Origin of the sequence: Terrabacter ginsenosidimutans (assembly GCF_039539425.1) — a bacterium.
Lineage (GTDB): Bacteria > Actinomycetota > Actinomycetes > Actinomycetales > Dermatophilaceae > Terrabacter > Terrabacter ginsenosidimutans.
In genome coordinates this window covers 30,060-47,408 of the sequence record NZ_BAABDC010000001.1, presented here as the reverse complement: position 1 = coordinate 47,408, position 17,349 = coordinate 30,060, and the positions used below count along the sequence as shown (strand labels likewise).

Sequence of the window (17,349 nt, the reverse complement as noted above, 5' to 3'; positions counted from 1 at the left end):
GACGCCGCGGCACGGCATACCTCATCCGGCCCGTCAGGGCCGGTCACACCGATTTGGTCGGCGTGCCGCGCCCCGGTACGCTTGAACACTGTGTCTGAGGCACGCAGTCAGGCATGCGCGATGACGGCCCCGGTGCCCTGTCCGCCCGCTCCTCGCGGACGTGACATCACGGTGGTCCAGAGCACACCTTCCGCCGGGCAATCCTTCTGACCGACCGCCATCCGGTGGCCGTGAGGGAGGGGAGTGCAGGGGGAAGTACCGGTACCGACACGCCCGACCTCGGGGGTCGAGGTGCCGAACAGCCAAGGAGTCGTCCTCCCGGACGACTGACAACGAGCAACGTTATGGAGTAACCAGGTTGCCTACCATCAACCAGCTGGTCCGCAAGGGCCGCCAGGACAAGGCCACGAAGGCCAAGACCCCGGCGCTCAAGGGCTCGCCCCAGCGCCGCGGTGTGTGCACCCGCGTGTACACCACCACCCCCAAGAAGCCGAACTCTGCCCTGCGCAAGGTCGCCCGTGTGCGCCTCAGCTCCGGCATCGAGGTCACGGCCTACATCCCCGGTGTCGGCCACAACCTGCAGGAGCACTCGATCGTGCTCGTGCGCGGTGGTCGTGTGAAGGACCTCCCGGGTGTGCGTTACAAGATCGTCCGCGGCACGCTCGACACCCAGGGTGTCAAGAACCGCAAGCAGGCTCGTAGCCGTTACGGCGCGAAGAAGGAGAAGAGCTGATGCCTCGTAAGGGACCCGCTCCGAAGCGTCCGCTCGTCGTCGACCCGGTCTACCAGAGCCCGCTCGTCACGCAGCTTGTCAACAAGATCCTCCTCGACGGCAAGAAGTCGATCGCCGAGATGATCGTCTACGGCGCCCTCGAGGGCGCCCGCCAGAAGACCGGCACCGACCCCGTCGCCACGCTCAAGCGCGCGCTCGACAACGTCAAGCCGGCCATGGAGGTCAAGAGCCGTCGCGTCGGTGGCGCGACCTACCAGGTGCCGATCGAGGTCAAGCCGAACCGCTCGACCACGCTCGCCCTGCGCTGGCTCGTCGGCTACTCGCGGCAGCGTCGCGAGAAGACGATGACCGAGCGCCTCATGAACGAGATCCTCGACGCGAGCAACGGCCTCGGTGCCGCTGTCAAGCGCCGCGAGGACACGCACAAGATGGCCGAGTCCAACAAGGCCTTCGCGCACTACCGCTGGTGACCCAGCGGTCCGGTCGGTATGCCGGGGAGCTCGCTCCGCGGCATACCGACCGGGCACGCGCCCGCCCGTCACGAGACGCGGCCTGCGGCGCCCCCAGATTTCACCCCACGACGAATGAGACGAGAAACCTGACGTGGCACTCGACGTCCTGACGGACCTCAAGAAGGTCCGCAACATCGGCATCATGGCGCACATCGACGCTGGCAAGACCACGGTGACGGAGCGCATCCTCTTCTACACCGGTGTCAACCACAAGATCGGTGAGACCCACGACGGTGCGTCGACGACCGACTGGATGGAGCAGGAGAAGGAGCGCGGCATCACGATCACGTCTGCCGCCGTGACCTCCTTCTGGGAAGGCACCCAGGTCAACATCATCGACACCCCCGGGCACGTCGACTTCACGGTCGAGGTGGAGCGCTCGCTGCGCGTCCTCGACGGTGCCGTCGCCGTGTTCGACGGCAAGGAGGGCGTCGAGCCCCAGTCCGAGACGGTGTGGCGTCAGGCCGACAAGTACGACGTGCCGCGCATCTGCTTCGTCAACAAGATGGACAAGCTCGGCGCCGACTTCTACTTCACGGTGCAGACGATCAAGGACCGCCTCGGTGCGGAGCCGCTCGTCATGCAGCTGCCGATCGGTGCCGAGAACGAGTTCCTCGGTGTCATCGACCTCGTCTACATGCGTGCCCTCGTGTGGCCCGGCGACGCCAAGGGCGACGTGACCATGGGTGCCAAGTACGAGATCGCCGAGATCCCGGCGGACCTGCAGGCGAAGGCCGAGGAGTACCGCATGGCGCTCGTCGAGCGCGTCGCCGAGTCCGACGACGAGCTCATGGAGAAGTACCTCGGTGGCGAGGAGCTCACCCCTGAGGAGATCAAGGGCGGCATCCGCAAGCTGACGGTCAACTCCGAGCTCTACCCGGTGTTCTGTGGCTCAGCGTTCAAGAACCGCGGCGTGCAGCCCATGCTCGACGCCGTCGTCGACTACCTTCCGTCGCCGCTCGACGTCCCGCCGATGATCGGCCACAAGCCTGGCGACGAGAGCGTCGAGCTGACGCGTGCGCCGAGCACGGACGAGCCGTTCTCGGCCCTGGCCTTCAAGGTCGCCACGCACCCGTTCTTCGGCACGCTGACCTTCATCCGCGTCTACTCGGGCCACATCAGCTCGGGCACGAGCGTCGTCAACTCGACCAAGGGCCGCAAGGAGCGCATCGGGAAGCTCTTCCAGATGCACGCCAACAAGGAGAACCCCGTCGAGGAGGCCATGGCCGGCCACATCTACGCGGCCATCGGGCTCAAGGACACGACGACCGGCGACACGCTGTCGGACCTCAACGAGCAGATCGTGCTCGAGTCGATGACCTTCCCCGACCCGGTGATCCAGGTCGCCATCGAGCCCAAGACCAAGGGTGACCAGGAGAAGCTCGGCACGGCCATCCAGAAGCTCTCGGCAGAGGACCCGACCTTCCAGGTCCACCACGACGAGGACACCGGCCAGACGATCATCGCCGGCATGGGCGAGCTGCACCTCGACATCCTCGTGGACCGCATGAAGCGCGAGTTCAAGGTCGAGGCCAACGTCGGCAAGCCGCAGGTGGCCTACCGCGAGACGATCCGTCGTCCCGTCCTCAAGTACGACTACACGCACAAGAAGCAGACCGGTGGCTCTGGCCAGTTCGCCAAGGTCCAGGTCAGCTTCGAGCCGCTGGGTGAGACCGAGGACGGCTCGATGTACGAGTTCGTCAACGCCGTCACCGGTGGTCGTGTCCCGCGTGAGTACATCCCGTCGGTCGACGCCGGTATCCAGGACGCGATGCAGTACGGCGTGCTCGCCGGCTACCCGCTCGTGGGCATCAAGGCGACGCTCAACGACGGTGCCTACCACGACGTCGACTCCTCGGAGATGGCGTTCAAGATCGCCGGCTCGATGGTCCTCAAGGAAGCCATCAGGAAGGCGGACCCGGTCCTGCTCGAGCCGATGATGGCCGTCGAGGTCCGTACGCCCGAGGACTACATGGGCGACGTCATCGGTGACATCAACTCCCGCCGTGGCCAGATCCAGGGCATGGAGGACATCAGCGGTGCCAAGGTCGTCAAGGGCCTCGTCCCGCTGTCCGAGATGTTCGGTTACGTCGGCGACCTGCGCTCCAAGACGCAGGGTCGCGCGAGCTTCTCCATGGAGTTCGACTCCTACGCAGAGGTCCCCAAGGCCGTTGCCGAGGAGATCATCAAGAAGACCCGCGGGGAGTGACTGCGGGACATCCCGTAGTCTCTTCCATCGGAAACCACCCCATCGCGCCACGTCCTGCCCTGGTCGTACGGCGTAACACAAGAAAGTCCTGAGGAGGACCACAGTGGCGAAGGCAAAGTTCGAGCGGACCAAGCCGCACGTCAACATCGGCACCATCGGTCACATCGACCACGGCAAGACGACGCTGACGGCTGCGATTTCCAAGGTTCTGCACGACAAGTACCCCGACCTGAACCCCCAGTTCGCGTTCGAGGACATCGACAAGGCTCCCGAGGAGCGCCAGCGCGGTATCACGATCTCGATCGCGCACATCGAGTACCAGACGGAGGGTCGTCACTACGCCCACGTCGACTGCCCGGGCCACGCTGACTACGTGAAGAACATGATCACGGGTGCGGCTCAGATGGACGGCGCGATCCTCGTGGTCGCCGCCACCGACGGCCCCATGCCGCAGACGAAGGAGCACGTCCTCCTGGCCCGCCAGGTCGGCGTCCCGTACATCGTCGTGGCGCTCAACAAGGCCGACATGGTCGACGACGAGGAGATCCTCGAGCTCGTCGAGATGGAGGTCCGTGAGCTCCTGTCGCAGTACGAGTTCCCGGGCGACGACCTTCCCGTCGTGCAGGTCTCGGCGCTCAAGGCGCTCGAGGGCGACGAGAAGTGGGGCCAGTCGGTCCTCGACCTCATGGACGCCGTCGACAACTCCATCCCGGAGCCCGAGCGCGACGTCGACAAGCCGTTCCTCATGCCCGTCGAGGACGTCTTCACGATCACCGGTCGTGGCACCGTCGTCACCGGTCGTATCGAGCGCGGCATCCTCAAGGTCAACGAGGAGATCGAGATCGTCGGCATCCACACCGGTCCGCCGGCCAAGACGACCGTCACGGGCGTCGAGATGTTCCGCAAGCTGCTCGACGAGGGTCGTGCCGGTGAGAACGTCGGTCTGCTCCTTCGTGGCACCAAGCGCGAGGACGTCGAGCGCGGGCAGGTCATCTGCAAGCCCGGCTCGATCACCCCGCACACGGACTTCGAGGCTCAGGTCTACATCCTCTCGAAGGACGAGGGCGGCCGTCACACGCCGTTCTACGACAACTACCGTCCCCAGTTCTACTTCCGTACGACGGACGTGACGGGTGTCGTGCACCTGCCCGAGGGCACCGAGATGGTCATGCCCGGCGACAACACCGACATGACGGTCGAGCTGATCCAGCCGATCGCCATGGAGGACGGCCTCAAGTTCGCCATCCGTGAGGGTGGCCGCACGGTCGGCGCCGGTCGCGTCACGAAGATCATCAAGTGATCTGACGCAACACCAGCAGTTCCGGTAGGGCCCGTTCCGCTTCGGCGGGGCGGGCCCTTCCGCGCACCCGGCGGTGGTGCTGCGTCACTGATGCCTGGGGCGTCGCGGGGCGCCCGAGGCGACTCGCGGCGTGGAGCGTCGGCGGCGCTTCCAGCGTCGCTCTCCTTGCGTATGCCGTCAGCCGCCGCCGATGCCGCTCCCCACCTCAGGCGTCCCGCTCCTCACTTCCGTGTGCGACGTGCATCCTCGGGCGGGCACGCTCCCTTCGTGGGGTGGTCAGGGTCTGGTGCCGGTCGTGTAGCGGACCTGCTGGGTGAGGTGCAGCTGGTCGTCGTCGCCCCGGTTGCGCTCGAGGGCCGTTGCGATCCCGGTCATGGCACGGGGGAGCTCGCCGTCGGGGACGGCGGCCCAGAGCTGTCGCAGGCCGAGGGTCATCGTCCAGGCGCGCCAGGCCTCGGCGTCGGGCAGGGTGACCTCGAGCGGCTCGTCGTGGCTGTCGACGTCGGTGGCGCCGCAGGACTCGAGCAGGGAGGCCATGGAGTCGGTGGTGGCGAACGGGCCGACGCGACCTGACGTGCGGGCGTCGAGCAGCTGTTGCGGGGCGTAGGCCATGAGGACGGCCTCGGCGGCGGTCCACGCCGGGTCGGTGGGTCCGAACGTCGACAGTCCGATGCGGCCGCCCGGGCGGAGCAGGCTCACCCAGGTGGTCAAGGTCTCGGCCGGCTCCGGGTCGAAGAAGAGCACTAGCGAGGCGGTGAGCGCGTCGAGGGTGCCCGCCGGCACGGTGTCCGGCGTGGCCTCGCCGACGACGACGTCGAGAGAGGCGCCGCGCAGCTCGGCCTCGCTCCGGAGGTGCATGGCCATGGCGGGGGAGAGGTCGACCGCTGTGACGTGGCCGGTGGGACCGACGGCGTCGACCAGCGGGAAGGTCGCCGCACCTCGTCCCGCTCCGACATCGAGGGCCCGTCCGCCAGGTCGGGGTGCGGTCAGCTCGACGAGGCGCGCGCCGATCGGGCCGAACCAGGGCACACCTCCCCGGTCGTAGCCGGGAGCGAGTTGGTCGAAGAGCAGGGCGACGGCGGCCCGACGCTCGGGTGCGTCCATGGCCTGATCGTCCTCCGCGGGAGGCCGTCGCGCCACTGGCCGAGGACGGCGTGGGGCCTAAAGGCATCTGGACACCCGAGCTGTGTGCTCCCTGCGGTTCAGGGGGCCCGCGGCCGCCAGAACCAGGGCGTGACCTCGGACAGGAGCGCCGACACCTCGCGGCGGACGTGCTCCGAGTGCGGCACGGTGGCTGGCTCACCGGCACGCAGCACCTGCTCACCGAGCGCCACGTGCAGCGAGCGCAGCGTCCGCATCGTGTTGCTCGCCTCTGCCGGTACGGGACCCGGCGACCCCGCGGCGAACATCGCCCGGACGTGGCCGAGCCACGCGACGGAGGTCGCGGCGTCGACGTCGTCGCGGGTCAGCACGAGGGCGAGGGCGCAGGCGAGCCGGTCGTCCTCCTGGTCTCGCCACACGTCGTCGGTGGGCGCGACGAGACGCCGTCCCAGAGCATCGAGCAGGGCGGCAGGGTCCCCGACACCGGCGGTGCCGCAGGAGCCGTAGAAGTCGGCACCGTGGGCGATCGTGTGCACCCATCCCAGGTCGGGGTCGTGCCCTCGCACGTCCTGCTCGTGGACGTACCACGCGGTCACGGCCGGCACCCAGTCGTCCCGGAAGTCGCCGGCAGCGACCAGTGAGGCGAGGACGAGCGGCGCGAAGGCGCGGGCCTGGACCCGCTCGTGGCCGAGTCGCTCGACCATGGCGTCTGCGAGCCACAGACGGTCGGCCACGGGGACGGAGCCGACGCGCAGCAGGCGCGTCAGGGCGGCATACGCCCCGTCGTCGCGGACGGCTGGGTCGGGAGATGCCAGGTCGTCGACGAGCGAGCGGAGGGCGGCAGCGGGCACCCGCGCGATCCTGCCATGTCGAAGGTCGTTGCCGTGATGAGGCTGATGGCGTATGACTTGCCCATGACGTCGACAGGGGAGACGGCCCGGCGATCGCGTGGGCCCGCGGCGCGTCTGGCCGTGGGACTCTGCGCGCTCGCGCTGCTCCTGTCGGCGGGCGCGTGCTCGAAGGCCGGGGGCTCGGCGATGGCCGGTCGGGTGGCTGCGGACTCGCGCCCTGCGGCGCCGGCCCCGGTGACGGCCCAGCCACCGGCGGGCCTCCCGACGGACCTGCCGATCCCGACCCCCACGACGGCCTCCCCGACCGGCGACGTCCCGCTCCTCGTCGGGGGCAGGGTCACGGCGGTCCGTGCGGGTCTCTCCTTCGAGGTGCCGGCCGGATGGCAGGCCTTCGACCCGTCCCGGGCCATGCGTGCCGGCGCCGCCGCGCTGCCTCAAGCGGCCAAGGACCTGGCGGCGCAGTCCGGTCTGACCGTCGACGAGTACCTCCAGCGGGTGGGCAGTGCCATGGAGGTGATGGTCATGGGCCGGTTGGTGCGGGGCGCGGCGGACAACATCTCGGTCATCCCGACCCCCGGGCGGCAGCTGCCGACGCCCGAGGACCTTCGGGCGCAGCTCGAGTCCGTCGGGGCGAGGGTCGTGCGCGTGGACCGTACGACGACCCCCGTCGGGCCGGCTGTCGTGGCCGAGTCGCGACTGCCGGTGGGCACGTTCGTCACCAACACCCGCTCCGTGGCCGTCGAGCACGGTGGCCACGTCACCTACCTCACGGTCACCGCGACGACGAGGGCGAGCGCCGAGTCCCTCCTGGCGCGGATGCTGGCCAGCCTGAGGCCCGCCTGAGGTCGCCCTGAGGTCGCTGGGGGCGGGCGGATAGGGTTGGGGGCCATGGCGCACTCGTTCGACACCGACACCGAAGCCCAGGGCCTGATCGACTACGTCGACGCCTCGCCCACCCCGTTCCACGCCTGCGAGCAGGCCGCGGCCCGACTCGGCGCGGAGGGCTTCACCGAGGTCGTCGAGAGCGAGCCGTGGCCGACGGAGCCCGGGCGGCGCTACCTCGTGCGCGGTGGCTCGCTCATCGCCTGGGACACCACCGGCGCCCACGGCGCCGGGGCCGGACCGGCCGCCGGGTTCCGGGTCGTGGGGGCGCACACCGACAGCCCCAACCTGCGCATCAAGCCGAACCCCGACCACGCTCGGGCCGGCTGGCAGATGCTGGGAATCGAGCCCTACGGCGGCCTCATCCTCAGCTCGTGGCTCGACCGCGACCTCGGTCTCGCGGGCCGGGTCGCCGTGCGCGGGGAGGGCGGAGTGGAGACCCGCACCTTCCACGGGCGCGACGCGCTGCTGCGGGTCGCCCAGCTCGCCATCCACCTCGACCGCACGCAGAACGAGGCGCTGACCCTCAACAAGCAGGCGCACATGGAGCCGCTCTGGGGCGTCGGTGACGAGCCGGGTGACTTCGTCGGCTACCTCGCCGAGCAGGTCGGTGTCGGCCGCGAGGACGTGCTGTCGTGGGACGTCATGACCCACCCGGTCCAGCCGTCGACGCGCCTCGGCCGCGCCCGCGAGCTCATCGCGGCTCCTCGTCTCGACAACCTCGCCACGTCGTATGCCGGAGTGCGGGCCCTGCTCGACGCCGTGGCCGCCGAGCCCGCTCACGTCCCGGTGCTCGTCCTCTTCGACCACGAGGAGATCGGCAGCACCTCCGAGCGGGGGGCCACCTCGACCCTGCTGCCGTCCGTCCTCGAACGCATCGTCACTGCCGGGGGAGGCACCCGTGACGACTACTGGCGGGCCCTCGCGACGACCGTCATCGCCTCGGGCGACATGGGGCACGCGACGCATCCCAACTACGCCGACCGTCACGAGCCGATGCACCAGATCCGGGTCAACGGCGGGCCGGTGCTGAAGGTCAACACGAACCTGCGCTATGCGACCGACTCGGTCGGTGCGGCGGCGTTCCGGCTCGCCTGCGAGCAGGCCGGTGTGCCCATGCAGACCTTCGTCACCCGCAGCGACCTGCCGTGCGGGTCCACTGTCGGTCCGGTGACGTCGTCACTGACCGGCGCCACCACCGTCGACTTCGGGGCGGCCGCGCTGTCGATGCACAGCACGCGTGAGCTGATGGGCGCCGAGGACCCGGCGATGTATGCCGCGGCGCTGGGTGCGTTCCTCGCTCCGGCCTGACCTCTCCGCGCCAGGCACACCAGGCGGAACCGGGGCGCGGTGTCGGCCGTGACGGCATCGGCGGTGGGCCGGCCCACGGCGGCACCCGGGCGGTGCGAGGATGGGGACGTGGAGACCCCGCTGACCGCGCCGGACCGGCCGACCCTCGTCTACGACGCCGACTGCGGGTTCTGCACGCGGAGCGTGCAGTTCATCCAGCGGTGGGTCGACCGGCGAGACCGCTACGACGTCCGGCCCTGGCAGGAGCTCGACCTCGCGGCAGTGGGCCTGACGGCGCAGGACTGCGACGAGGCCGCCCAGTTCCTCGTGGCGGACGGCTCCGTCCGGTCGGGTCACGAGGCCATCGCCAGTGCCGCGACCCACGGCGCACCGGGCTGGCGACCGGTCGGCCACCTCCTCCTGGCGCCGGGGGTCTCCTGGGTCGCGGCGCGCGCGTACCGCTGGGTCGCCGCCCACCGCCACCGTCTGCCCGGGGGCACCATCGCCTGCGCGCGCCCGTCGGCGTGACACGACGCGCCATCCGCACCGGGCCTGCACCCCGCGATCGGCCCGATTTGATAGTGCGGTGCGCGCTCTGGCACACTGTTCAGGTTGCTTGTCGCGCGTCGCTGACCCATGTCGGTGGCGCCGCCCCTTGAGAGCCTCCTGACGGGGACTCGCCCGGACTCCTCTCGGAGGCCCGAGGGAAGCGCAAGTTACCCGGTTCGGCCGGGCAATCCACACGAAAGTGGCACTCAGGTGCGTACCTTTCACCGCGAAGCGGGCGCGACACGCCCGACCTCGGGGGTCGGATGGCCAAGGGAACCGGTAGTCAGAAGCGAGAGAGAGACGTTCATCAGATGGCGGGACAGAAGATCCGCATCCGGCTGAAGTCGTACGACCACGAGGTCATCGACAACTCGGCTCGGAAGATCGTTGACACAGTGACGCGCGCCGGCGCGACCGTGGTGGGACCCGTCCCGCTGCCGACGGAGAAGAACGTCTTCGTCGTGATCCGGTCGCCGCACAAGTACAAGGACAGCCGCGAGCACTTCGAGATGCGCACGCACAAGCGCCTCATCGACATCATCGACCCGACGCCCAAGGCCGTCGACTCGCTGATGCGTCTCGACCTGCCGGCGGACGTCAACATCGAGATCAAGCTCTGAGGCGGCTGTCATGACTGTTGCTCAGAAGAACGTCAAGGGCGTGCTCGGCGAGAAGCTCGGCATGACCCAGGTGTGGGACGCAGACAACAAGCTCGTCCCCGTGACCGTGGTCAAGGCCGGCCCCTGCGTCGTGACGCAGGTGCGTGCCGACGAGACCGACGGCTACTCCGCGGTCCAGATCGCCTTCGGTGCGATCGACCCGCGCAAGGTGAACAAGCCCATGAGCGGCCACTTCGAGAAGGCCGGCGTCACGCCGCGCCGTCACCTCGTCGAGCTCCGCACGGCCGACGCCGCCGCCTACGAGCTCGGCCAGGAGATCACGGCCGAGTCCTTCGAGGCCGGCCAGCGCGTCGACGCGACGGGCACGACCAAGGGCAAGGGCTTCGCCGGTGTCATGAAGCGTCACGGCTTCCACGGTGTCAGCTCCTCGCACGGCTCCCACCGCAACCACCGCAAGCCGGGCTCCATCGGCGGCTGCTCGACCCCCGGCCGTGTCTTCAAGGGCATGCGCATGGCTGGTCGCATGGGTGGCGTTCGCCAGACGACCCAGAACCTCCAGATCCACGCCGTTGACGCCGAGAAGGGCCTGCTGCTCATCAAGGGTGCCGTTCCCGGCCCCCGCGGTGGCATCGTCCTGATCCGCACGGCTGCGAAGGGTGCATGATCCAGATGGCCACGAAGACCCCCAAGCTCCCTGCTGACATCTTCGACGTCCAGACCAACGTCCCGCTGATCCACCAGGTCGTGGTGGCGCAGCTCGCGGCCGCTCGTCAGGGCACTCACTCGACGAAGACCCGCGGCGAGGTCCGTGGCGGTGGGCGCAAGCCGTACCGCCAGAAGGGCACCGGTCGCGCTCGTCAGGGCTCGACCCGCGCGCCGCAGTTCGCCGGCGGTGGCGTCGTCCACGGCCCGCAGCCGCGTGACTACTCGCAGCGCACCCCCAAGAAGATGAAGGCTGCCGCCCTGCGCGGTGCCCTCTCCGACCGGGCCCGCTTCGACCGCATCCACGTCGTCGACTCCATCGTCTCGGGCGACGTGCCCTCGGCGAAGGACGCCGCCGCCGTGCTCGCCGGCCTGACCGAGCGTCCGAACCTGCTCGTCGTCATCGAGCGTGGCGACGACATCGCGATGAAGTCGGTCCGCAACCTGCAGAACGTTCACGTCCTGGTCGCCGACCAGCTCAACACGTACGACGTGCTGTGCGCCGACGACATCGTCTTCACCCAGGCCGCCCTCGACGCGTTCGTCGCCGGCCCCGTGAAGGCCGACAAGGCCGACAAGGAGGCCACCAAGTGAGCATCCACACCAAGGACCCCCGCGACATCCTGATCGCGCCGGTCGTCTCGGAGAAGTCCTACGGTCTGCTCGACGAGGGGAAGTACACCTTCATCGTCGACCCCCGTGCGAACAAGACGGAGATCAAGATCGCCATCGAGGCGATCTTCAACGTCAAGGTCGACAAGGTCCACACCCTGAACCGTCAGGGCAAGACCCGTCGCACCCGATTCGGCCTCGGCAAGCGCAAGGACACCAAGCGTGCGATCGTCTCCCTCCGCGAGGGCTCGATCGACATCTTCGGTGCGGGCGCCTGAGATAGACGAAGAGAGACTTAACGAACATGGGTATCCGCAAGTACAAGCCGACCACACCGGGCCGTCGTGGCTCGTCGGTCGCCGACTTCGTCGAGATCACGCGTACCACTCCCGAGAAGTCGCTGGTCCGCCCCCTGTCCAAGACAGGTGGCCGTAACAACGCCGGCCGCATCACGACCCGCCACATCGGTGGCGGTCACAAGCGTGCCTACCGCGTCATCGACTTCCGTCGCCACGACAAGGACGGCGTGCCGGCCAAGGTCGCTCACATCGAGTACGACCCCAACCGCACCGCGCGCATCGCGCTCGTCCAGTACGTCGACGGCGAGAAGCGTTACATCCTGGCCCCGAACAAGCTGAAGCAGGGCGACCCGATCGAGAACGGCCCCGCGGCCGACATCAAGCCGGGCAACTCGCTTCCGCTGCGCAACATCCCCGTGGGTACGGTCATCCACGCGATCGAGCTCAAGCCCGGTGGCGGCGCGAAGATCGCCCGCTCCGCGGGTGCTCGCGTGCAGCTCGTCGCCAAGGACGGTCCCTACGCCCAGCTGCGTATGCCGTCCGGCGAGATCCGCAACGTCGACGCGCGCTGCCGCGCGACGGTCGGCGAGGTCGGCAACGCCGAGCAGAGCAACATCAACTGGGGCAAGGCCGGCCGCATGCGCTGGAAGGGCAAGCGCCCGACCGTCCGTGGTGTCGCCATGAACCCGGTGGACCACCCGCACGGTGGTGGAGAGGGCAAGACGTCCGGTGGACGTCACCCCGTCAGCCCTTGGGGTCAGGCCGAAGGCCGCACCCGCAAGGGACACAAGGAAAGCGACAAGCTCATTGTGCGTCGCCGTCGTACTGGCAAGAAGCGCTGATAAGGAGCCTTTGGAATGCCTCGTAGCCTGAAGAAGGGCCCCTTCATCGACGACCACCTTCAGAAGAAGGTGGACGCCCAGAACGAAGCGGGCACCAAGACCGTCATCAAGACCTGGTCGCGCCGTTCGGTCATCAGCCCGGACATGCTCGGCCACACCTTCGCCGTCCACGACGGCCGCAAGCACGTCCCGGTGTTCGTCACCGAGTCGATGGTCGGCCACAAGCTCGGCGAGTTCGCGCCGACCCGTACGTTCAAGGGTCACGTGAAGGACGACAAGAAGGGTCGTCGTCGCTGATGGCCATCGAATCCAAGGAAGAAGTCATGGAAGCCAAGGCTTCGGCGCGGCACGTCCGTGTCAGCCCGCAGAAGGCTCGCCGTGTCGTGGACCTGATCCGCGGCAAGGCCGCCACCGACGCCGTCACGACGCTGCAGTTCGCGCCGCAGGCTGCCTCGGAGCCGGTGCAGAAGGTGCTCGAGAGCGCCATCGCCAACGCCCGCGTCAAGGCCGACCGCGAGTCGGTCGCCTTCGACGAGCGCAACCTCGTCATCACGGCCGCGTTCGTGGACGAGGGCCCGACGATGAAGCGATTCCGTCCGCGTGCCCAGGGCCGCGCCGGTCGCATCAACAAGCGCACGAGCCACATCACCGTGGTCGTCACGCAGCCGGAGAACAAGAAGGGAGCCCGCTGATGGGTCAGAAGGTCAACCCCCATGGCTTCCGTCTCGGCATCACGACGGACCACAAGAGCCGCTGGTTCGCGGACTCGACGAAGTCGGGTCAGCGCTACCGCGACTACGTCAAGGAAGATGTCGCCATCCGTCGCCTGATGGAGAAGGGCATGGAGCGCGCGGGCATCGCCTCGGTCGAGATCGAGCGCACCCGTGACCGCGTCCGCGTCGACATCCACACCGCCCGCCCGGGCATCGTCATCGGTCGCCGCGGCGCCGAGGCCGACCGCATCCGCGGCGAGCTCGAGAAGCTCACGGGCAAGCAGGTCCAGCTGAACATCCTCGAGGTCAAGAACCCCGAGATCGTCTCCCAGCTGGTCGCCCAGGGCATCGCCGAGCAGCTCTCGGCACGCGTCGCGTTCCGTCGCGCCATGCGCAAGGGCATGCAGTCCGCCCAGCGCGCCGGCGCCAAGGGCATCCGCGTGCAGGTCTCCGGCCGCCTCAACGGCGCCGAGATGAGCCGCACGGAGTTCTACCGCGAGGGTCGCGTCCCGCTGCACACGCTGCGTGCGCAGATCGACTACGGCTTCTACGAGGCCCGCACGACCTTCGGTCGCATCGGCGTCAAGGTGTGGATCTACAAGGGCGACATGACGGCCAAGGAGCTGGCAGCCCAGCAGGCTGCCGCCCCGCGCCCGTCGCGTGGTCCGCGTCGTGACGGCGGTGACCGTCCGAACCGCGCCCGTCGTGGTGACCGCAACGAGACCGCCCCTGCCCCGGCAGTGAACGAGACCGCTGCTGCCGAGGCCCCTGCCGCGGCCAGCACCGAGAATGAGCAGGCCTGACCATGTTGATTCCCCGTCGAGTCAAGCACCGCAAGCAGCACCACCCGAACCGCCACGGTGCGGCCAAGGGTGGCACCACGATCGCGTTCGGTGACTACGGCATCCAGGCTCTCGAGCCTGCCTACGTGACCAACCGTCAGATCGAGTCCGCTCGTATCGCGATGACCCGCTACATGAAGCGTGGCGGCAAGGTGTGGATCAACATCTACCCCGACCGTCCGCTCACCAAGAAGCCCGCCGAGACCCGCATGGGTTCCGGTAAGGGTTCGCCGGAGTGGTGGATCGCCAACGTCAAGCCGGGCCGCGTCATGTTCGAGATCTCGGGCGTGGCAGAGCCGGTGGCGCGTGAGGCCATGCGTCTCGCGATGCACAAGCTCCCCATGAAGTGCCGCTTCGTTCAGCGTGAGGGTGGTGACATCTGATGGCAGTCGGAACCAAGGACCTGGCTCCCGAGCAGCTGCGTGGTCTGGACGACACCAAGCTGGCGGACGAGCTGAAGAAGGCCAAGGAAGAACTGTTCAACCTGCGTTTCCAGTCGGCCACCGGCCAGCTGGACAACCACGGCCGTCTGCGCGCCGTCAAGAAGGACATCGCGCGCATCTACACCGAGATGCGTGAGCGCGAGCTCGGCATCGGCTCGGCCCCCGCCGCCCCCAAGGCGCCGGAGAAGGCCGAGAAGGTCGAGAAGAAGGCTGCCAAGGCCGACAAGAAGACCGACAAGGCCGAGAAGGCCGAGAAGGTCGAGAAGGCTGACAAGCCCGAGAAGGCTGACAAGGCCGAGAAGAAGGCCAAGAAGGCTGACAAGGCGCAGGAGGCTGACGCATGAGCGAGCAGGAGAAGGTCGTGAGCGACCAGGCGAGTGAGCGCAACTACCGCAAGACCCGTCAGGGCTACGTGGTGAGCGACAAGATGGACAAGACCGTCGTCGTCGAGGTCGAGGACCGCGTCAAGCACGCGCTCTACAGCAAGGTCATCCGCCGCACCAGCAAGGTCAAGGCGCACGACGAGCAGAACCAGGCCGGCGTGGGCGACCGCGTGCTCATCATGGAGACGCGTCCGCTCTCCGCGACGAAGCGCTGGCGCGTCGTCGAGATCCTCGAGAAGGCCAAGTAAGACCAACCCCCGGGGGGCGTTGCCCCCCGGGTGTCCTCCGGAGGCCCGCAGCGCGGGTCCCGGAGGTCACAGACCACAGTCCAGTTCGGCAAGGCTTCGCCCCCGGGCGAAGAACCAGCACGACGACAGGAGTTAGACAGTGATTCAGCAGGAGTCGCGGCTTCGCGTCGCCGACAACACCGGTGCCAAGGAAATCCTGTGCATCCGTGTTCTCGGTGGCTCGGGCCGTCGGTACGCCGGCATCGGCGACACCATCGTCGCCACCGTCAAGGACGCGATCCCTGGCGGCAACGTGAAGAAGGGTGACGTCGTCAAGGCCGTCATCGTCCGCACCGTCAAGGAGCGCCGCCGCGCCGACGGTTCGTACATCAAGTTCGACGAGAACGCCGCCGTGATCCTCAAGGCCGACGGTGACCCGCGTGGGACCCGTATCTTCGGCCCGGTGGGCCGTGAGCTGCGCGAGAAGAAGTTCATGAAGATCATCTCGCTCGCGCCGGAGGTGCTGTGAACATGGCGAAGACCACCATCAGCAAGATGAAGATCAAGAAGGGTGACCTCGTCCAGGTCATCTCCGGCCGCAGCCAGAAGAACGGCGGCGACCGGGGCAAGCAGGGCAAGGTCATCGCGGTCTACCCGGAGACCCAGCGCGTGCTCGTCGAGGGCATCAACCGCGTCACCAAGCACGTCAAGGCCGGCGCCACCGCCCGTGGCACCCGCACCGGTGGCCTGACCCACACCGAGGCCGCGATCCACGTGAGCAACGTCGCGATCGTCGACCCCGAGTCGAAGAAGCCGACCCGCGTGAAGACGCGTGTCGAGACCGTCGAGCGCAATGGCCGCCAGAAGGCGTCCCGCGTCCGTGTCGCGGTCAAGTCGGACAAGGACCTCTGAGAATGACTGAGACCAGCACCAAGCCGCGCCTTCAGCAGCGCTACCAGGACGAGATCAAGAGCTCGATGCTCGAGCAGTTCGGCTACGCGAACGTCATGCAGGTTCCCGGCGTCGTCAAGGTCGTCGTCAACATGGGTGTCGGCGACGCGGCCAAGGACAGCAAGCTCATCGAGGGTGCCGTCCGTGACCTCACCGCCATCACCGGCCAGAAGCCGGTCGTGACCAAGGCGCGCAAGTCGATCGCCCAGTTCAAGCTGCGTGAGGGCATGCCGATCGGCGCCCACACGACGCTGCGCGGCGACCGGATGTGGGAGTTCCTCGACCGTCTCGTGACGATCGCCCTCCCGCGCATCCGTGACTTCCGTGGCCTGTCGCCGAAGCAGTTCGACGGCAATGGCAACTACACGTTCGGCCTGACCGAGCAGTCGATGTTCCACGAGATCGACCAGGACAGGATCGACCGCGTGCGGGGCATGGACATCACCGTGGTCACCACGGCGACCAACGATGACGAGGGTCGCGCGCTGCTCAAGCAGCTCGGCTTCCCCTTCAAGGAGAACTGACATGGCGAAGACCGCGCTCGTTAACAAGGCGAACCGGAAGCCGAAGTTCAAGGTCCGCGCGTACACCCGTTGCCAGAAGTGCGGTCGTCCGCACTCGGTGTACCGCAAGTTCGGCCTCTGCCGCATCTGCCTTCGCGAGATGGCGCACGCGGGCGAGCTGCCGGGCGTGACCAAGAGCTCCTGGTAATCCCACGCTCGGGGGGCCCAGCCCCCCGAGTGCCCCCCGAGACGCCCGCGTGGCGGGGGGACGCAACCACAGACCAACACACCTCTGACACCGTAGGTCGGCCACACGACGGCCCAGCCGTCGCCGGGCAGATAGCCCCGGTCGAAACCCCGGTGAGGAAGGGCGGAGAGCCCACATGACCATGACTGACCCGATTGCGGACATGCTGACCCGCGTCCGGAACGCCAACTCGGCGCACCACGACGTCGTCTCCATGCCGTACTCGAAGCTGAAGAAGAACATCGCCGAGATCCTCCAGAGCGAGGGCTACATCGCCTCGTGGAAGATCGAGGAGGCCGAGGTCGGCCAGACGCTGACCATCGACCTCAAGTACGGCCCCAACCGCGAGCGCTCGATCGCCGGTGTGCGACGCGTGAGCAAGCCCGGTCTGCGCGTCTACGCCAAGTCGACGAACCTGCCCAAGGTTCTCGGTGGCCTCGGCGTCGCGATCCTGTCGACGTCGAACGGTCTGCTGACCGACCGCCAGGCACACGAGAAGGGCGTGGGTGGGGAAGTCCTCGCCTACGTCTGGTAAGGA

At 68.2% G+C, this 17,349-nt stretch carries 25 protein-coding genes; 23 read left to right on the top strand and 2 right to left on the bottom strand.

Features of this window, described 5'->3' with window-relative positions; genetic code table 11:
* Positions 1-358: 358 nt before the first annotated feature.
* The 4 genes from rpsL (at position 359) to tuf (ending at position 4,754) form a co-directional block, all read left to right on the top strand.
* Positions 359-733 carry a 30S ribosomal protein S12 gene (gene rpsL / locus ABD831_RS00285; RefSeq protein WP_141823424.1) on the top strand — a complete coding sequence of 125 codons (375 nt, stop codon included), beginning with the start codon at positions 359-361 and terminating at the stop codon, positions 731-733.
* Positions 733-1,203, top strand: coding sequence for a 30S ribosomal protein S7 (rpsG, locus tag ABD831_RS00280; RefSeq protein ID WP_020143254.1), 471 nt, complete (start codon positions 733-735; stop codon positions 1,201-1,203). Before rpsL ends, rpsG begins: the two co-directional genes overlap by 1 nt.
* Before the next feature lie 133 nt (positions 1,204-1,336).
* Positions 1,337-3,454: an elongation factor G gene (gene fusA / locus ABD831_RS00275; protein WP_142176963.1), complete on the top strand. Its 2,118-nt coding sequence runs from the start codon at positions 1,337-1,339 to the stop codon at positions 3,452-3,454.
* 103 nt (positions 3,455-3,557) lie between these two features.
* Complete coding sequence (gene tuf / locus ABD831_RS00270) at positions 3,558-4,754, top strand: elongation factor Tu (RefSeq protein WP_020143252.1); 1,197 nt, start codon at positions 3,558-3,560, stop codon at positions 4,752-4,754.
* Positions 4,755-5,030: 276 nt separating this feature from the next.
* Here the strand turns inward: tuf and ABD831_RS00265 are convergent, their stop codons facing one another.
* Positions 5,031-5,858, bottom strand: a complete 828-nt coding sequence (locus tag ABD831_RS00265; protein WP_344939881.1) for a class I SAM-dependent methyltransferase — start codon at positions 5,856-5,858, stop codon at positions 5,031-5,033.
* A 98-nt stretch (positions 5,859-5,956) separates the two neighbouring features.
* Complete coding sequence (locus ABD831_RS00260) at positions 5,957-6,706, bottom strand: DUF2785 domain-containing protein (RefSeq protein WP_344939878.1); 750 nt, start codon at positions 6,704-6,706, stop codon at positions 5,957-5,959.
* A gap of 63 nt (positions 6,707-6,769) precedes the next feature.
* Between ABD831_RS00260 and ABD831_RS00255 the strand changes: the two genes are divergently transcribed.
* The 19 genes from ABD831_RS00255 to rpsH all read left to right on the top strand — a co-directional run bounded on the left by ABD831_RS00255 (position 6,770) and on the right by rpsH (position 17,346).
* The gene (locus ABD831_RS00255; RefSeq protein ID WP_344939875.1) at positions 6,770-7,549 is read left to right on the top strand and encodes a hypothetical protein; all 780 of its coding nucleotides are present in this window, start codon (positions 6,770-6,772) and stop codon (positions 7,547-7,549) included.
* 45 nt (positions 7,550-7,594) lie between these two features.
* Positions 7,595-8,899, top strand: coding sequence for a M18 family aminopeptidase (locus tag ABD831_RS00250; RefSeq protein ID WP_344939872.1), 1,305 nt, complete (start codon positions 7,595-7,597; stop codon positions 8,897-8,899).
* Between the two features lie 108 nt (positions 8,900-9,007).
* Positions 9,008-9,406, top strand: a complete 399-nt coding sequence (locus tag ABD831_RS00245; RefSeq protein WP_344939869.1) for a thiol-disulfide oxidoreductase DCC family protein — start codon at positions 9,008-9,010, stop codon at positions 9,404-9,406.
* 332 nt (positions 9,407-9,738) lie between these two features.
* Complete coding sequence (gene rpsJ / locus ABD831_RS00240; protein WP_009775966.1) at positions 9,739-10,047, top strand: 30S ribosomal protein S10; 309 nt, start codon at positions 9,739-9,741, stop codon at positions 10,045-10,047.
* A 10-nt stretch (positions 10,048-10,057) separates the two neighbouring features.
* Positions 10,058-10,711 carry a 50S ribosomal protein L3 gene (rplC, locus tag ABD831_RS00235; protein WP_056822086.1) on the top strand — a complete coding sequence of 218 codons (654 nt, stop codon included), beginning with the start codon at positions 10,058-10,060 and terminating at the stop codon, positions 10,709-10,711.
* The gene (gene rplD / locus ABD831_RS00230; RefSeq protein ID WP_344939865.1) at positions 10,708-11,343 is read left to right on the top strand and encodes a 50S ribosomal protein L4; all 636 of its coding nucleotides are present in this window, start codon (positions 10,708-10,710) and stop codon (positions 11,341-11,343) included. The genes rplC and rplD overlap by 4 nt, the downstream gene beginning before the upstream one ends.
* Positions 11,340-11,639: a 50S ribosomal protein L23 gene (gene rplW / locus ABD831_RS00225; RefSeq protein ID WP_142176968.1), complete on the top strand. Its 300-nt coding sequence runs from the start codon at positions 11,340-11,342 to the stop codon at positions 11,637-11,639. The genes rplD and rplW overlap by 4 nt, the downstream gene beginning before the upstream one ends.
* 26 nt (positions 11,640-11,665) lie before the next feature.
* Positions 11,666-12,502, top strand: coding sequence for a 50S ribosomal protein L2 (rplB, locus tag ABD831_RS00220; protein WP_142176969.1), 837 nt, complete (start codon positions 11,666-11,668; stop codon positions 12,500-12,502).
* Positions 12,503-12,517: 15 nt separating this feature from the next.
* Positions 12,518-12,799 (top strand): 30S ribosomal protein S19, encoded by a 282-nt coding sequence (rpsS, locus tag ABD831_RS00215; protein WP_141823434.1) that lies wholly within the window; start codon positions 12,518-12,520, stop codon positions 12,797-12,799.
* Between the two features lie 26 nt (positions 12,800-12,825).
* The gene (gene rplV / locus ABD831_RS00210; protein WP_142176970.1) at positions 12,826-13,194 is read left to right on the top strand and encodes a 50S ribosomal protein L22; all 369 of its coding nucleotides are present in this window, start codon (positions 12,826-12,828) and stop codon (positions 13,192-13,194) included.
* A complete protein-coding gene (gene rpsC, locus ABD831_RS00205) occupies positions 13,194-14,018 on the top strand; it encodes a 30S ribosomal protein S3 (protein ID WP_344939860.1) in 825 nt (274 codons plus the stop codon). Before rplV ends, rpsC begins: the two co-directional genes overlap by 1 nt.
* 2 nt (positions 14,019-14,020) lie before the next feature.
* On the top strand, positions 14,021-14,440 hold the full coding sequence (gene rplP / locus ABD831_RS00200; RefSeq protein ID WP_020143237.1) for a 50S ribosomal protein L16: 420 nt from the start codon (positions 14,021-14,023) through the stop codon (positions 14,438-14,440).
* Positions 14,440-14,844, top strand: coding sequence for a 50S ribosomal protein L29 (gene rpmC / locus ABD831_RS00195; RefSeq protein WP_344939857.1), 405 nt, complete (start codon positions 14,440-14,442; stop codon positions 14,842-14,844). The genes rplP and rpmC overlap by 1 nt, the downstream gene beginning before the upstream one ends.
* Positions 14,841-15,131 carry a 30S ribosomal protein S17 gene (rpsQ, locus tag ABD831_RS00190; protein WP_142176972.1) on the top strand — a complete coding sequence of 97 codons (291 nt, stop codon included), beginning with the start codon at positions 14,841-14,843 and terminating at the stop codon, positions 15,129-15,131. The genes rpmC and rpsQ overlap by 4 nt, the downstream gene beginning before the upstream one ends.
* A 139-nt stretch (positions 15,132-15,270) precedes the next feature.
* A complete protein-coding gene (gene rplN, locus ABD831_RS00185) occupies positions 15,271-15,639 on the top strand; it encodes a 50S ribosomal protein L14 (RefSeq protein WP_020143234.1) in 369 nt (122 codons plus the stop codon).
* A 2-nt stretch (positions 15,640-15,641) separates the two neighbouring features.
* A complete protein-coding gene (gene rplX / locus ABD831_RS00180) occupies positions 15,642-16,022 on the top strand; it encodes a 50S ribosomal protein L24 (RefSeq protein ID WP_056771076.1) in 381 nt (126 codons plus the stop codon).
* Between the two features lie 2 nt (positions 16,023-16,024).
* Positions 16,025-16,585 (top strand): 50S ribosomal protein L5, encoded by a 561-nt coding sequence (rplE, locus tag ABD831_RS00175; RefSeq protein WP_030194240.1) that lies wholly within the window; start codon positions 16,025-16,027, stop codon positions 16,583-16,585.
* A 1-nt stretch (position 16,586) separates the two neighbouring features.
* A complete protein-coding gene (locus tag ABD831_RS00170; protein ID WP_020143231.1) occupies positions 16,587-16,772 on the top strand; it encodes a type Z 30S ribosomal protein S14 in 186 nt (61 codons plus the stop codon).
* A 175-nt stretch (positions 16,773-16,947) separates the two neighbouring features.
* Positions 16,948-17,346 (top strand): 30S ribosomal protein S8, encoded by a 399-nt coding sequence (gene rpsH, locus ABD831_RS00165; RefSeq protein WP_020143230.1) that lies wholly within the window; start codon positions 16,948-16,950, stop codon positions 17,344-17,346.
* Positions 17,347-17,349: the final 3 nt, after the last annotated feature.